Raw genomic sequence first — 16182 nt, 5'->3', positions numbered from 1 at the left:
TGAGTGGTGAAAAAAATAGATGCACGTCTACCTCTGCATGGGGTTCCTAATTTCGCCATTCATACTTATTTTTGGGCCGCCCTACCTTTTGATAACTTACAATGGTTCGTACTTTGCCCTGCTGCATTAAATAGACAAGAGAGCGATACACCGTGGGATAGGCAAGCCCTACTTCTTTGGTAATCTCGTCAATCGTGCACGACTCTCTTCGTTCGCAAAGGAAACTTACAATATGACGCAGCGTTGTTGCACTGATGCCTTTTGGCGGATCGACTTCAGGCACCTGCTCCCCTACAGTATCCCTTTGCGGCACTCTTCGTGTCTTCGTTAACGTCGATAGACGCAAATGCAGTTGAATCCGGGAAATCAGATCAGGTGCTCGCACCGGCTTAATCGCAAAATCTGTTGCTCCCGCGTCAAGAAACCGGTCTGCGATCTCCTGACGTTCATCCACTGTGAGCACCAGAATAGGTACATGTGCGTTTAGCTTGCGGATTTCCTGGACGGTACGTAATCCATCCATCTCCGGCATATGATAGTCCACAAGTACAACATCCACCTGTTCAGCACGAAAACGCTCAAGTCCTTCTTTGCCATTGCTGCCAAGCAGTACATCCCAACCGGCACTCTCGCAAATCTCGTTTAACATAAAGCGAACCGACGCATCATCATCCATAATTAAGATTTTCATTGCTGCCTTCCCCTCCCCGCAGATGAATCCACACGGTCGTTCCTTCTCCAATCCGGCTTTGGACAGAGACATATCCCCCATGGCTTTCGGCCACCTGAAGCACAAATGAAAGCCCTAGCCCCGGGTGACGCTTGGTACTATATCCCGCCTCCCAGATTTTTTCCTGATCTTCACGGGAGATGCCGGGTCCATTATCTGCAACACCAAGCTTGACTTCACCATTCTCTGCCTCGGCATACAGTGTGACCGTACCTTCTTCTATATCCTTAATCGCATCCAAAGCATTATCAATCAGGTTAACAAGGGCGCGGGTGATACGGATTTTGTTAATCCATATCCATGTCTCCTCCTGCTTGGGAAATTCTATGTTTACACAGGCACCTGTACCGCTGAGACGGCTTGCATGCACATAATTCATGACATCGGTAAGCTTGAACCAGCTTTTCTTATCTTCATATAGCATCTCCGAAATCATCTCACTCATCGACGCAATGGACTGAGAGCTCATTCTGCAGTATTCGCGAAGCTTCTCATCATTGACACGCATCTCCATTAGGGAGATCAAGCCTTCAACAGAAGTAAGCGGCGTCTTTAGGTCATGTACCAGATGCAGCACCTCCCGTCCCGAACGCGATTGAATCGCCTCCAGTTGCGCAAGATGAAGCTTCTTTCTGTCATGCCATTTCTGTGCCGACATCATAAAGGAGATCGATACAATTATGGCGCTCATAACGAGGATAACGCACAGCATGATACTATACATAGCCAGCGCCTGATCGAATCCAAGCGTAAATGCCATCTCCTTCATTCTAACTAGAATACGATTAGCATCGAAGCTTGTACTTGTAAGCCACGGCACCATTTCAAGCCATTGAAATCCGAGCAGAAGCTGAATAAGTATAAGCATCTTCATCCGGAAATCCAATTGGTTTTTTGTGACTCTCTGCAATATAAACATCGAGAATAAAAGCAGGACTCCCGGCAGCCCAAAAGGAAACTTAATGGGATTAAAAATGTATTCAACATACGTAATCACCGGGATCAAAATCAAAGGTGGAATCGCTTTCAACCAAGGCTTTTCCGTTCTTCTTCCCCATTCCTCCCCCAGTAAGAATGCGCCGATATAATGGGGGAGCGAATAAATCGTATTCCATATCATCAGAAGAAGTACCGCTACCATAAAAGAGTTGCCGGTCGGGCGCACCTGTAAGATTTGTATCGTGCGCAGCACGCCCGTATATTCCGGCTTCATGATGAATGGAAGCGCAATGCCAAACAGCAGAAATCCGATAGCAATCCATACTTTTTTATCTATTCGCCCTTTTCTTTTCTTCATTCTGCCTTCCTTTATTACGTATGTTCTTTTGTTTCAATATAGAGAGTAAAGATGAACTTCTTTACGTTCAATCGGACGCGCGATACCTCTTCATTCTGCTCGATCTCACGCATCTTCTGGCGTACATCTGCAAAATCAAAGTACTTTGAAGCATACATCTCAAACTTCGGATTCCCGTAATCCTCCAAACCAAGCGATGCGATATTCTGTAAGGCACGTGCTACTGCGCGGCGTATTCGCTGCTCCATCGCTTTCACATCACGCTGCACATCCGCTGCATTGCTGTATGTCACATAATCGGTGAAGATATCTTTGAGCGGCGGGAATTCCCGTACGCGTTCATTCTTATAACGCTTCAGTAAATATTCAATCAGGTGAATAATATCCTGGCTTCCCGTCTCTCCAAGAATCCCGAAATCCGCCAGTACACTGCGCATAAATGGGGCCGTACGTATCTCCGGCGACTCCTTGGGAAGCGTATCGAATAAAGATAATGTATGGCGAATGCCTTCGAGGGAGCGTTCTAGACGAATATGTTCCATCACTTTCTTAATAACCGAGATGACTTCGATCCGATTGATCGGCTTGTGAATGAAATACTCCACTCCTTTGCTGTACGCTTCCGCCACCATTTCTTTATGTTCTACCTGCGATATCATAATAAATTTGCCTTCGTAGCCCATCTCCTGCAGCCTGCTGATCGTCTCAATGCCATCCTGCTTCGGCATCAGTAAATCGATCAGCACGATATCGCATTTCTTCAAGATAATGCTTGCTTCGGCACCAAATCCATCTTCTGATTCCCCTACAACATCGCCTAAATCCTCGTATTCAATCGCGTTGTACAACATTTTACGGGAAGACGGATCATCATCAATAATAAAAAAGCGAAATCGCACCTCTTCCACTCCTCATAGCTTATGTATCGGTATCCGCACTTCAAATACGGTCCGCTCACTTCCTTCTCCCTGCAATACATCTAGCGTTCCGCCAAAACCAGCTACCACTTCCTTTGCATGGGGAAGTCCAATACCTGTAGATGCATTGCCCTTCTCATCGTATTTGGTCGTATAGCCAGGGTTGAAAATAAACGCTTCATCCCCACAAGCGATACCACTTCCTGTGTCGCTTACCCTAAACAGGAGCATACCGTCCTGCTCTGCAATGCGCACACGAATGACACCCGTATGCTTAATCGCTTCAACGGCATTGGAGAGCAGATTGTTACATACGGATAGCAGAGAATACACGTGTCCGGTTATATAAGGTGCCTCTCCTTCGCTTATGAACGTTATTTCCTTTCCCAACATGCGGGCATACTTTTCATTCGCATTGAGCACAAGCTGAATGATCTCATCGATAGATAATTCCTTTACGACGCGCTCCTGCTGGATAATTTTGCTTACCCCGCTTAGAATTCGTTGTGAATCCTTTTTGATCTCATGTACCTCTTCTGCAATGCTTAGCGCACGGCGGGAGAGAGGAGGATCGCATACCGGTACATCCCCTTCTGTCTCTCTTGTCTTTAAATCCCGGTACAGCGTATATCCATTTCGCGCCGCCTGCTCAATATGCCCCATAACCTTTTTCAAATAGAGCGCTTCAACATGCAGGTCGCTGCTAATCATCAACATTTTCTCAAAGCGTAATTGCTGCTCGCGATGGATCTCACGCAGATGCCGGAGCTGGATAATCGTAAAGAAGCCGACGATAAAAAAACTGCGCACGAACGCAAGCACTAATAGCAGATATTCTTCTTTTGGTATAAACACAAAATCAATATGATGCGTGAGCAGACTTCTGCGTACCAAAAGCTCAATGAGATTAGCCAAAAAATCAGCCACCGCACCGAGCACTCCTAAGCGAACCGGAGCATGTAAATAACGCCACACCCTCCCCGCCCACAATACAAATCCGAAAAAAAGGTAAAAGGCGAGCGAGGGCATGTGAATAAGCGTGCTTTGATACAGATCAAAACTTCCGTCTAAGGCAAGATAATCCAGCCAGATACGAAATAATACTACCGCGCTGCCCGTAAGCATAGACGCCAGCAGAATCGGTATCTCCCGGAACCAAAGCAGCCAGAAAAAAAAGATGCCACTTCCGAAACTAATGCGAAAATCGCTTTGAAACGGTTGATACTTCAATTCTCCAAACAACACGGTGGCCGCGACCAACGTAAAAATTGTGAGCGCCTTGCTGCGCACGATCCCGACCTCCCTCATGTCCTACTGCACCAACAGCTTCACAGTCACCAGGCCAAGCCCAATTAAAAATCCGCACAAGGCACCATTAACCCGAATCCATTGAATATCTTTACCGATCTTATCTTCCATCATCTCAATGAGTGTTTGATTGTCGAGTTTATTTAAATTCTCCCGCACAAGATTTCCGATTTTGGAATGGTTCTGCTCCACCAGTACAGCAATCTGACGTTGTGACCATGCTTCAAACCGCTCCATCATGCGCTTATCCTCACGCACCCGACTGAGCATACGGCGCAGAAACGGCAGCGCGAATTCATCCAGATATGCATCGCTTTGTACAAAGGCCAGCGCTTGTTTTCGCAAATCCTCGGCTGCATCGCTTAAGCGATCGGCAAGCGGCATCTCTTCAGCAATACTATGCTTCCATTTCTCAATGGCCGCAAGCATTCCTTCGTTCTCCCGGGCATCTTCCACTTCACGACGAAGATAAGCAAGCACCGCCTGTCGGTTTTTATTCTCGGGCCGTCGCAAATCATCGCTTCCCCGCAATAATAAATTCTGCAGCACGCTGCCAAGCTTGTCTTCATTAAGCATACCCGCGAATGATTTAAGCGCGAATTGCATAAAGCCGTCCAGTTCGATATTGTTCAACGCTTGCAGCGCCATGCTGCCAAGCTTGTGGCGTGTATCGGTCTTCACTGCCCATTGCCCTACCTTTTGCAGTAGAAAATCAAACGCTTTTTCTTCATACTGTTCAGCAAGTGCTCGATCAATAAATCCATGCAGCAGCCCGGCTGTATTCACGCCTTTTATATATTCCTTTAGCTTACGCTCAATAATCGGGAGCATCGGCTCTATGGAAATCTGGCGTACAACCTGCTCGCTAAGCCCCGTGAGCGCGCTGCGTACCTGTGGAGAATCCAGCTCCTTCTCCAACAGATTGAGCACCTTTTCCGTGATGTGTATCTGGTGAATTTTCTCTTCAATGCTTTCCTTGTTAAGCCAATCATTCTCTAATGTATGAACAATCGCATCTGTAATCCGCTGACGATTTTTTGGCAGCAGTGCAGTATGCGGAATCTTCAGTCCCATCGGATGGCGAAATAATGCCGTTACCGCAAACCAGTCCGCCAAACCGCCGACCAGTCCAGCTTCGAATCCGCCCTGCAGCACCTTAGCCGCTGTTACATCGGAAAACGGCAGTGTAGCAACGAAACCTGCCGCCATCACACCAAGCGAAATACCAGCAATATGTTTTGCTTGTCCTGACATTCGATCGTCCCTCTTTACCGTTTTTACTTTCTTTAACTCATTAACAGATTACCATAAACCCGGCCCTCCCTCCTAATAAAAAAGAAAAACCAGCCTTCCGTTTACACGAGAAAGCCGGATCATCTATTCCATCAGATTATATGAAAAGGTTAGAACGGAAGACGGTTAAGCCATTGCCCGCCATCCATCGTCACACACTCTCCATTTATGTATTCTGCTTCTGGAGATAGCAGGAAATAAGCAAGATTTGCAATCTCTTCCGGTTGTCCCAATCGGCCAAGCGGTACACTCTCAAGCGTCATACGAGCCGCCGCCTCTGATTCCCAGAGCTTTGCTGCCCCACCGGTATTATCAATAGGACCTGGTGCGATCGCATTGACACGAATGCCGTATTTGCCCCCCCACTCCACAGCAAGCGTACGGGTCATGGAGAGCACACCGGCTTTTGCCGAAGCAGAGTGAATGACGCCAGCACCGGCCAACCAGGCATATGTTGCAAGCATATTGAGGATGCTGCCTTTTTTACCTTGCGCAATCCATTCTTTCCCTACCGCTTGCGAGCAGTACCATGTACCGTTCAGTACAATATTAATGACAGAATTCCAGCCGTTTATTGACAAGTCTTCAGCAGGACAAATAAAATTACCTGCAGCGTTATTAACCAAGTAATCCATACCGCCAAATGCCCGCTTCGTCTCGTCAACCATCCGTGCTACATCATCAGGATTGCGTACATCCATCTGCACGCATAAAATCTGCCCGTCCGTCTGCTCAATTTCCTGCTTTGCGGCATGCAGCTTTTCCTCATTGCGTCCCGTAATAACTACCTTGGCGCCTTTTTGAGCAAACTTATGTGCCATCGCCTTTCCCATTCCGCTTGAAGCACCCGTCACAATCGCTACTTTTCCTTTCATGCTTTTCCTCCTTATTGTTTGAATACTATCAATAGTAACGCAAATCTTCCAAAAAGAAAATGAATAGCTATTCATTAACGGAAATGTTACAAATTTTTCAAACTGTTTTATTGTTCATAGGGCCTAAGAACGATATAATTTGAAAATGTAGGATATAGACATACATCGGAGGGATAAAGATGAACAATGGAAAAATTAACATCGCGATCATCGGCGGCGGCGATACAGGAACACCCCTATTGCGCCAACTTGCGGAGGCATCTTTTGTAAATATTGTTGGGGTCGCCGATCTTCATGAAGATGCTCCCGGAATGGTTTTTGCTAAAGAAAAAGGCATTGACATTACCACTGATTTTATGGAGCTTGCGCAAAAGGGCAGCGAGATCGATATTATCATCGAAGTAACCGGTGTCCCAAGCGTCCGTGAACAGTTGCGTGTATATATGCAGGAGTCAGCGAACCAGCACACCATTATTATGCATGAGATGATCGCAATTCTTATGATGTCCTTATCGCAGGGTGAGCTGGTTGCCATGAAGCACAGCCAAGTTGAATATAAGTAAGCAATACGATGAATCGACGCACAAAAAAGCCGGGGATTACATAATCCCTGGCTTTTCTGGTTCCATCCTCGGCCTCTCACCAAGCATTCGCTCGAAATCGGCTGTTGGGAGCGGGCGGCTGAAATAATATCCCTGCACTTCATCACAGTGTTCAGCAGCAAGAAAGGCAAAGGTCTGCTCATCCTCCACCCCTTCTGCTACCAGCTTCATCTCCATATGATGTGCAAGCTGGATAATCGCTTTAACAATGGCGGCATTGTCCTTATCGACCACCACATCCCGCACAAAGGACTGATCAATTTTTAGCGCGTGTATTGGGAACCGCTTCAAATAGCTAAGCGATGAGTATCCCGTGCCAAAATCATCAATAGAGATCCGCACGCCCATATCACGAAGCTGCATTAATGTAATAATATTATCTTCCACATCATTGACCATGCAATTCTCGGTAATCTCTAACTCCAAATAGTATGGATCAAGCCCGGTCTCCATCAGCACGTCGCGCACCAGACTCACGAATGTTGGCTGTTGGAATTGAAGAGCTGACACATTCACACTCACCCGCAGTGGAGTATAGCCCGCATCAAGCCAGCGCTTATTCTGTTCGCATGCTGTACGCAGCACCCATTCACCGATGGCAATAATCAGCCCTGTCTCCTCCGCAATCGGAATGAATTTAGCAGGAGATACAAAGCCCAAACTCGGATGAATCCAGCGCAGGAGTGCTTCCATTCCTTTGATCTGCTTGGTTTCGGTATGCACTTTTGGCTGATAATACAACTGCAGCTCATTGTTTTCGATCGCTTTACGCAGATGCGTCTCAATCTTCAAATGCTCGTCGTACTCCATGTTCATCTCAGGCGTATACAGCCGATACGTATTGCGTCCATAATTCTTTGCATGGTACATAGCGGTATCAGCGTTCTTCATCAACGACTCAATGTCTGTTCCTGAGAACGGATAGGTGCTAATGCCGATACTGCAGGTCACATAGAGCTCATAATGTCCCGCTTTAAATGTCGTACGGAATAGCTGCATGATACGTTCTGTCATATCTACGGCTTCCTGTTGGTCATGAATATAGCGCAGCAGAACAAGGAATTCATCCCCGCCAAGCCGATAAATACTGCAATTCTCTCCACTCTCTTCCTCAAGCCGAGCAGCAACTCCCTGCAAAAGCAGGTCACCTACCGTATGGCCAAGCGTATCATTGATTTGCTTGAAACGATCCAAATCCAGAAACATAACACCCACCTCATGCGCGGATGCTTCTGCTTCACGGAGCGCCTCCGATAAATCTTCAGTAAACTTACGTCGGTTCCCAAGATTCGTAAGCGGATCAAGATGAGCCATCTGCCGAATGGTTTCCTCCGCTCTTTTTAGATCCGTAATTTCGCTCGTAGATCCAATAATCTCGATAATCTCGCCGTTTTCTATAATAGGCGATAAAGAAGTCTGAAAATCTCGTTCCTTATATCTATAGCTATAGGTAGCTCTCTCGCCATTGAACGCACGCTGATAATTGAATGCTAGAATCTCAGCGGTTTCCTGCGGAAATACTTCCCACGGCGTCTTACCATATGTTTTATCTGTCGTTAAATCCAGTTGTTTGGCCAGTTCCCCTTCAAACAAAACATAAATCAGCGAGCCGTCCTCCCGCTTATTGAGCTTAAATACGAAATTATGCAGCGCGTTGACGGTGCGAATAAAATCATTTTTAAGTGCCTGCCTAAGCTTCTCTTCCGCCTCTTTGCCTTTGGTAATATCATTGCGGAAAGAAATATATTGAATCGGCTTACCCTGTTCGTTCATCAAAGGTACAATTGTCGTATTCACCCAATAAAAAGAACCATCTTTCGCCTTGTTCTTCACTTCTCCGTGCCATACTTCTCCGCGTGCGATTGTTCTCCACATCTCATGGAAAAAAGTCCGCTTATGACATCCCGAATTCACGATACGATGATTTTGTCCAAGCAGTTCTTCTCTGCTATAACCTGAAATTTCGCAGAATCTATCATTTACATACAGAATATTGCCGGAAGTATTGGTAACGGCTACGATCGTAGACATATCTAGCGCCCACTTCAGTTCAGCTATTTCTCGTAATGCTTCTTTAAGTTCTGTGATAACTTCATCAACCAACGGCTCCAGTACATCTTTATACTGCATACTGCTAAGAAACTGATTGAGCAATGTAACCGCACGAATATTACTCGAGTTAAACGTAAGCATATAGAACCTCTTTCTTTAGGCAAAAAGACTTGTGTTTATTATTTGAACTATAACGAAATAACAGTCTAATTGCAATCGTTTGTATAAATATTCCTTGAACATTTCATAACAAAAAGGGAACCGTACGCTGTACAGTCCCCATCTACCCTATATATTTTATTATCTCTATAGACGCGCAGAAATTGCCGTTACGACTTCTTCAGGCGCCTCAAACGGAACGAAATGTCCCACTCCTTCTAGTAGGCAAAGCTGGACGTTACTGAAATATTCATCAAGCCGATCCGACCAACTCGCAAGTATGACTGGATCGGCCTTTCCCCACAATACAGTAGTCGGGTGTGTAATTTTTATCTTCTGCGGATCTGTACCGGCTTCCTTAGCTCGTGCGCCTGCCCTGGCTCGATAATAAGCGATACTTGACGCAAATGCTCCCGGCTTGGCATACGTATCTACAATATACTCGAATTCTTCGGGACGAAGCGCTTCTTTTCTTCCGGTCCAATGCTCATAGAAATGGCGTAAATACAAATCTATCGTATCTCGGTCACGTCCAACCAATTCCTCCGCCCACGGCAGGTTATGAAAATGCTGATACCAGAACTGCCCTTGTACCGCTGGATCAAATCGACGGCTGCCGATTCCAGGATACGGTGGGTTCAGCAACACGATAGAATCAATTCTCTCGGGAGCTATCCGTGCCAGTGTCTGCGCAACCGTAGCACCGATGTCATGTGCGACCAGGACGACTTGTTCTAAATTAAGTTGGCGTATCAAAAAGACTATGTCCTCGGCCAGCACCTGCGGCGTATACCCTTCTGTCGGAGGAAGATCAGGTCTGTCGGAGCTGCCAAATCCGCGAAAATCAGGGGCAATGACATCTGCTTTCTGCGCCAACATAGGGATAACACGCCGCCAATCATACCAAAAGCCCGGCCATCCATGCAGAAGCAGCACCGGCTTGCCTTCGCCCTGACGTACAAAATGCAATTTCACTCCACTCTCGCATATCTGTTCCTGATGCCCCCATCGCTCATCGGATGGTGCCATATCCCAAAATGCCTCACTCATCGCCATCTCCTCCTCTATATAAAAAAGATACCATTTGTACCCAAATAAAGGGAATATAAAAATGGGATCTCTCTCCACTATATAACAGAAAATCTATCTGTGTAATCATTATCTATCGCAAAAAAATGCATCAAAAAAGCGAATGCCAATCAGCATTCGCTTTCACCTTTTTATTTATTTTACCGTCTTAATATGAACTGTCATGTTTTTGGCATCCCATTCCACATTTGCACCAAGTGCCTCGCTTACGAAACGAACCGGCACCATGGAACGATCATGTAAGAGAATTGCTTTTTGATCGAGCTGCACTTTCTTGCCGTTAATTTCTGCGATCTGATCTCCGATTTTCACCTTGATTTTCTTATTTCCCTTTGCTGCATGAACAATTTTCTTGGCGTCATCCCACTTGATGTCAGCCCCAAGCGCTTCAAAAATGCTGCGCAGCGGCACGACAACACGGCCGTTAATATTTACCGGCTTCTGATCTGCTAGAATGAGCTTACCGTTGATCTTTACTGTAATCATAGCCTCTTTACTCACTTCTGTCTTGTCCTGCTTGTCCGTTGGCGGTGTTACATTGATTGTATCAGCCGTAGATGCAGCTTGTTTTTCAATGTTTGCCTTAATGGCTTGACGGGCTGTTTCGCTTTTTACATGGTTTAGTGCATTTTCAAGCCCAGTTGCTTTGACTGCTTGCTCTGGCTCTTTTGACTTCTCTGCTGCTGGCTTAGCATCCTGTGCCAATACCGATGTGCCGCCCATAAGAAGCGTAGCTGCTAATAATCCACTCACAATTTTTTTATTCATGTCTACATTCTCCCTTTCGTGATTTGATATAAGTTGTGACTGCTATATTTTTCGTTAAGAAGAAAGATTTTCTGTCGTACTCTTACAAAAAAATCTCCCGCTTGTCCATAAGCGGGAGATCTCTCTTAGGAAATATGCTGCAAGAGTTGATTAAACTCCTCATTGCGTCGGGCCTTTTCTTCCTCATCGGCCAGATCGTACTTCTTCAATAAATGAAACACCTCATTTAGCTCCTCTTGTGTCCGTCCGCCTTCTACGTATTCCGGTAAGGCCTGCGCAATACTCGTTGGCAGATGCGGTCTGATCGCCCCAAGTTTCTTGCGTACATCCTCTACCGAGTGATCCAGGTTGCAGCCATTCTTCTTCGCTTCCATTTCGCTCATCCTCTCACATGTAATCTTGCCCGGCAGGCTTGTGCCTATTTTATACGCATTCGTCCCGGTTTGTGAATAGTCTATACGGAAAGGAAGGTGTTACACTATGGGTAAATCCCGAAAAAATGATGATAGACAGTTTTCGTTTTCCTTCAATCCGCCAAACATTCCGGGGATGTTTCCATCGCAGCCCCCATCAGGCGGCTTTCCACCACCCCCGCCTCCAGGTCCGCCAGGAATGGGACCTGGACCTCAATTCCCTTTTCCAGGTGGACCGCCCGGCGAACAGCCAATGCAGCCGACGTCTCCCCCTCCCCCCTTTATTCCTTCGCAGCAGCAGGCACTGAATGCAAAGGCGGTAGCTCCGGGAAGTCTTAGGCTCTGCCTGTTCCGTTGGACGTATGTATGGCTGTCCAACGGCGAACAGTATTGGATCTGGCCGTTCCGTATCCGGCAGCAAACGGTAATGTTCTACCGCTACGTCCCATTCTTCGGCTATTCGATCGGCGGACTCGATACACGCCGAATCGATTCTTTCATCTGCAACGTTTAGAAGCACTTGCGGCAGATCCACTATGGGTCTGCTTTTTGCTGTTATTCGGTGAAACGATCAGTGTGCCTGTCATGCCCGTCCCTTCTGCCGCATACATATTGGGGTAGAAGTGGATGGAAGGAGTCAAACCGATGACGATGCTTATTTTCGCCCTATTACTAGGGCTTGGTTTATTTTTAGGTGGTATGCATTTGATGCGTATTGGTCTCTTTGCACTCGCTGGTGATAACCTGCACCGTTGGCTTATTCGCTTTACAAAAACACCAACACGCGGTCTGCTTACCGGCACATTGATGACAATGCTCGTACAGAGCAGCAGTGCAGTCTCGGTAGTAACAATCGGTCTTGCCAATGCCCGCTTGCTTTCCTTTCCACAAACCGTGGGCATCATTCTTGGAACGAACATCGGCACGACCTTTACCACCCAGTTGATCGCACTGAATCCGCAAAAAATGGCCCTGCCTATGTTTCTACTTGGCTGTTCGGTGCTGTGGATGCGCTCTAACATCGTACGCGCCGTGGGCATGTCGCTATCCGGGTTCGGCTGTGTATTCTTAGGCATCCAGGTAATGCAGACAGCAGCCGAACCGCTTCAGCATACCGCCTTCTTCCTCTCGGCACTGGCACGGCCGGACAGCAGCTATTTCAATGGAGTGTTTCTTGGTGCAGCGTTTACAGCGCTTCTTCACAGCAGCTCGGCTGTAACTGCCATGACGATGGGATTCATGAATGAACAACTCCTTTCACTTGGCATGGGCATCGCTATCGTGCTCGGAAGCAATATCGGCACATGTGTAACCGCGGTAATGGCTGCGGTAGGCGGAAATGCGGCAGCCAAGCAGGTAGCATGGGTTCATGTCGTACTCAACATCGCAGGTGTTCTTCTGTTTCTTCCCTTTATCGAACAACTCGGAATGACTGTGGCATGGCTGACAGGTGATGCTGCCATCCAGATTGCCCATGCACAGACACTATTCAACGTAATTTGCTCGCTTTTGGCACTGCCGTTCGCGCACGGGATTGCAAGGCTTGCGCAGCGGTGTATACGAGGATAAGCAGGTTACAAAAAAAGCGTATGCCACATGATGCAGCGATACGCTTTTTTGTTTTCATTATGAGGTTTTTTCTCTTCGTGTTTCAATTCCAAGCAGCTCGCACGCTTTGGCCAGAACGGAAATATTGTTCTGGTATCCGTTTTTCGTCTGCTTTTCCCAGGCTGCTTCCGGTGTCATCCAGGCTACTGTATGGATTTCTTCAAGCTGAGGCACAAGCTTGCCTGCCAGCGCCTCCACCAGATAGTAATGAACTTCTTTTTTTACGGCGCCAAGCTTCGGATTATAATAATTATAGTAAATCGTTTCTAAGGGCTGAACGACCTTTCCCTCAATTCCGGTCTCCTCGCGTATCTCCCTCAGCGCTGTCTCTTCCATGCTTTCCCCTTTTTCCTGCTTTCCTTTAGGCAGGGACGCTTTCAGATAGCGATCTTCAATAATCATCAGTTCAATTCTGTTGTCCTTCATCTTCCGATAGACGACGCCTCCTGCTGAAACCTCCTTTGCCATCAAACATTCCTCCTCGAAAAAAGCATCCTTTTTCTAAGTGTATCGTACTCCGCCTGCCTTTTACCACTTTTTTCATAACATTTAATCATAGACATGAGGACTATAAGGCTGCGAGCGCTGCTTACGGATTAACTTTTTCCATTCCGTGATAACCGGGGTTCCAATGACACTTTCAAATTGATTATAAACAGGATTCATCTTCTTTTTCCATCTCTCCCGCTCTTCATCCGTTTGTATATGGACATTAATCGCATGCTTGTCCTTCATTTCTGTGAGTGCGCGGTCGTTCATCTGCTTAGCATACTGACGAATCCATGCCGTTGTCTCCTCCATAGCCGATTGGACCGCCCGCTTCTGGGAGTGTGACAGCTTATCCCATGTCAGCTTGTCTATTAATACAATGTAGCCGAGATACCCGTGATTACTTACGGTCATATATCGCTGCACTTGATATAAGCGCTTCGTATAGATATTGGACAATGTATTTTCCTGGCCCTGTACCGTACCGCCTTCAAGCTGTCTGTATAAATCATTAAATGAATAGCTCTGTGCCTTAGCACCAAGCGCTTTAAACTGCGCTTCCAATACAGGGCTTGGCATTACCCGAAAGCTATAGTTGGAGAAATCCTCTACAGAGATCATAGGTTTTGCTGATGTTACCTGTTTAAAACCATTATCCCATAATGCCAGACCTTTGATATTCTCATCGTTAATCGCTTCGAACAGCAATCGTCCAAGCTTGCCGTCCATCGCTTCACTCACTTCGCTTTCATTCTCGAAGGCGTACGGAAGATCCATAATCATCCACTGCGGATAGCGCGAGGAGAGCTTCGAGGTCGCAGGTGCGATCATCTCCACATTCCCTGTCTGAAGCGCATGGAATTCCGTCTCATCATCGAATAACGTCGCATTCGGATAGACACGAATTTCGACCATGCCATCCGTCTTCTCCCGTACCAATTTGGCAAACTTGGAAACGGCCAGCCCTTTTGGCGTATTCTCAGCTACTACGTGACTAAAGCGAATGACAACCTTTTGATCAAGCCCTTCCTGTTCTGCATCGTAGCGAGCCGGTATGTCAACACCGAAGCTAAATCCAATAACGATCGAGATGGCTAAGCCCGCAATGAGGAATACTACCAACCATCCAAGAGACTTCAACGCATCCTCACCCTTTTTCCATATTTGTATTCGTATCATAGCATACGTAAAGATAAAAACGAAGAAATCGATACCAGAAAAAAAGCGTCGGCAAGAAGCACCGACGCTTTCACTATACGAGCTATGCCCGTACACTATACACTCATTTTTTGTTTGTCCTCAATCATTTCATCCTGCTCGACAGCCGGATGGAATTCATTCTCCACCTTAGAGATTACGACAGTGGCTACTCCATTGCCGATCAGATTTGTAACGGCACGCGCTTCAGACATAAAGCGGTCTACCCCGAGCAGAAGCGCCATGCCTTCGACCGGCACCGACGGAAATACGGCGAGGGTCGCGGCCAAGGTGACGAATCCAGAGCCGGTGACACCTGCTGCTCCCTTTGAAGTAAGCATAAGGACACCAAGCAATGTTAGCTGCTCTACGATGCTTAGATCAACACCGTAAGCCTGGGCGATGAACAGAGCTGCCATCGAAAGATAAATGGAGGTACCATCAAGATTAAAGGAATATCCTGTCGGGAGCACGAGACCTACTACCGATTTTGAACATCCGTATCTCTCCAACTTCTCCATCATTTTCGGCAGGGCTGCTTCCGAAGAAGAGGTACCGACAACAAGAAAAATCTCATCTTTAATATATTTGATGAACTTGAAAATGCTAAATCCGTAATATTTAGCGATCGAGCCAAGTACAAGTACGATAAAGAAGAACATTGTCAGATATACAGAGCCCATTAGCTTCCCAAGATAAACAAGAGAGCTGATTCCGAATTTACCGATCGTATATGACATCGCACCAAAAGCTGCAATCGGAGACACTTTCATAATGATATTTACAATGCCGAAGAATACATGTGCAATCTTCTCAAAGAAATCAATAACCGGCTTTCCGGTGCTGCCCATACCCGCAAGCGAGATCCCGAACAAAACAGCTAGGAATAACACAGGAAGCAGTTCACCGTTAGCTAGGGCGCCGACAAAATTATCCGGAATGATGGACATAACAAAGTCCATAAATCCGTGGCTTGTCTCTTCTGCTTGCTTTGTATATTTTGATACATCACCCTTTGCTGTACTTGCATCAATTCCATTGCCCGCCTGAATGAAATTAGCGACGATAATTCCAATCGCTAGTGCGATGGTGGAAACAATTTCAAAGTAGAGAAGGGCCTTTCCGCCAATACGGCCAACCTTCTTCATATCGCCCATACCGGCAATACCGATGACGATGGTCAAGAATACGATCGGAGCGATAACCATTTTGATCAGTTTAATAAATAGATCAGGCAGCACTTTTAGTTCAGTGCCAAGCGCCGGATAAAACATGCCAAACATAATCCCTAGAATAATAGCGAGAATAACCTGTGTCGTTAAATTTTTGAAATTCAGTCTCATGCTTCACTCACCCCACTCATCATCTGGGATGTCGTGATAAAA

General features: G+C 46.5%; 16 protein-coding genes. 3 read left to right on the top strand and 13 right to left on the bottom strand.

The genetic code is table 11. From position 1 onward, the window contains the following. Positions 1 to 46: 46 nt before the first annotated feature. The 6 genes from AB3351_RS13725 to fadH all read right to left on the bottom strand — a co-directional run bounded on the left by AB3351_RS13725 (position 47) and on the right by fadH (position 6420). Positions 47 to 691, bottom strand: a complete 645-nt coding sequence (locus AB3351_RS13725) for a response regulator (protein WP_371147696.1) — start codon at positions 689 to 691, stop codon at positions 47 to 49. Then, positions 669 to 2027 (bottom strand): sensor histidine kinase, encoded by a 1359-nt coding sequence (locus tag AB3351_RS13720; protein ID WP_371147695.1) that lies wholly within the window; start codon positions 2025 to 2027, stop codon positions 669 to 671. The genes AB3351_RS13725 and AB3351_RS13720 overlap by 23 nt, the downstream gene beginning before the upstream one ends. Before the next feature lie 14 nt (positions 2028 to 2041). Further along, positions 2042 to 2926, bottom strand: coding sequence for a response regulator (locus tag AB3351_RS13715; RefSeq protein WP_371147694.1), 885 nt, complete (start codon positions 2924 to 2926; stop codon positions 2042 to 2044). Between the two features lie 12 nt (positions 2927 to 2938). After that, complete coding sequence (locus tag AB3351_RS13710) at positions 2939 to 4234, bottom strand: sensor histidine kinase (RefSeq protein ID WP_371147693.1); 1296 nt, start codon at positions 4232 to 4234, stop codon at positions 2939 to 2941. A 21-nt stretch (positions 4235 to 4255) separates the two neighbouring features. Continuing rightward, entirely contained in the window at positions 4256 to 5506 is a 1251-nt protein-coding gene (locus AB3351_RS13705) for a DUF445 domain-containing protein (protein ID WP_371147692.1), read from the bottom strand. Positions 5507 to 5655: 149 nt separating this feature from the next. After that, positions 5656 to 6420, bottom strand: a complete 765-nt coding sequence (fadH, locus tag AB3351_RS13700; RefSeq protein ID WP_371147691.1) for a 2,4-dienoyl-CoA reductase — start codon at positions 6418 to 6420, stop codon at positions 5656 to 5658. 179 nt (positions 6421 to 6599) lie between these two features. Here fadH and AB3351_RS13695 point away from each other — a divergent pair, with 179 nt between their 5' ends. After that, the gene (locus AB3351_RS13695; protein WP_371147690.1) at positions 6600 to 6983 is read left to right on the top strand and encodes a Gfo/Idh/MocA family oxidoreductase; all 384 of its coding nucleotides are present in this window, start codon (positions 6600 to 6602) and stop codon (positions 6981 to 6983) included. 36 nt (positions 6984 to 7019) lie between these two features. On the opposite strand, the gene AB3351_RS13690 is transcribed toward AB3351_RS13695, so the two are convergent. From AB3351_RS13690 to AB3351_RS13675, 4 genes are all read right to left on the bottom strand, one after another. Next, a complete protein-coding gene (locus tag AB3351_RS13690) occupies positions 7020 to 9215 on the bottom strand; it encodes a sensor domain-containing protein (protein WP_371147689.1) in 2196 nt (731 codons plus the stop codon). A gap of 165 nt (positions 9216 to 9380) precedes the next feature. Next, positions 9381 to 10283: an alpha/beta fold hydrolase gene (locus AB3351_RS13685; RefSeq protein ID WP_371147688.1), complete on the bottom strand. Its 903-nt coding sequence runs from the start codon at positions 10281 to 10283 to the stop codon at positions 9381 to 9383. Positions 10284 to 10457: 174 nt separating this feature from the next. Continuing rightward, complete coding sequence (locus AB3351_RS13680; RefSeq protein ID WP_371147687.1) at positions 10458 to 11090, bottom strand: copper amine oxidase N-terminal domain-containing protein; 633 nt, start codon at positions 11088 to 11090, stop codon at positions 10458 to 10460. Positions 11091 to 11215: 125 nt separating this feature from the next. Next, positions 11216 to 11464: a hypothetical protein gene (locus tag AB3351_RS13675; RefSeq protein ID WP_371147686.1), complete on the bottom strand. Its 249-nt coding sequence runs from the start codon at positions 11462 to 11464 to the stop codon at positions 11216 to 11218. 175 nt (positions 11465 to 11639) lie between these two features. Between AB3351_RS13675 and AB3351_RS13670 the strand changes: the two genes are divergently transcribed. Together AB3351_RS13670 and AB3351_RS13665 are read left to right on the top strand one after the other, a co-directional pair. Next, on the top strand, positions 11640 to 12017 hold the full coding sequence (locus AB3351_RS13670) for a collagen-like protein (protein ID WP_371147749.1): 378 nt from the start codon (positions 11640 to 11642) through the stop codon (positions 12015 to 12017). A 131-nt stretch (positions 12018 to 12148) separates the two neighbouring features. Further along, positions 12149 to 13072: a Na/Pi symporter gene (locus tag AB3351_RS13665; protein WP_371147685.1), complete on the top strand. Its 924-nt coding sequence runs from the start codon at positions 12149 to 12151 to the stop codon at positions 13070 to 13072. Between the two features lie 57 nt (positions 13073 to 13129). Here the strand turns inward: AB3351_RS13665 and AB3351_RS13660 are convergent, their stop codons facing one another. From AB3351_RS13660 to AB3351_RS13650, 3 genes are all read right to left on the bottom strand, one after another. After that, entirely contained in the window at positions 13130 to 13579 is a 450-nt protein-coding gene (locus AB3351_RS13660; RefSeq protein ID WP_371147684.1) for an NUDIX hydrolase, read from the bottom strand. Positions 13580 to 13660: 81 nt separating this feature from the next. Beyond that, positions 13661 to 14740 (bottom strand): DctP family TRAP transporter solute-binding subunit, encoded by a 1080-nt coding sequence (locus AB3351_RS13655; protein WP_371147683.1) that lies wholly within the window; start codon positions 14738 to 14740, stop codon positions 13661 to 13663. Positions 14741 to 14874: 134 nt separating this feature from the next. Next, positions 14875 to 16140, bottom strand: coding sequence for a dicarboxylate/amino acid:cation symporter (locus AB3351_RS13650; RefSeq protein WP_371147682.1), 1266 nt, complete (start codon positions 16138 to 16140; stop codon positions 14875 to 14877). Positions 16141 to 16182: the final 42 nt, after the last annotated feature.

Origin of the sequence: Aneurinibacillus sp. REN35 (genome assembly GCF_041379945.2) — a bacterium.
GTDB lineage: Bacteria > Bacillota > Bacilli > Aneurinibacillales > Aneurinibacillaceae > Aneurinibacillus.
The sequence above is the reverse complement of the archived record's forward strand: the minus strand, read 5'-3'. Positions and strand labels throughout refer to the sequence as shown.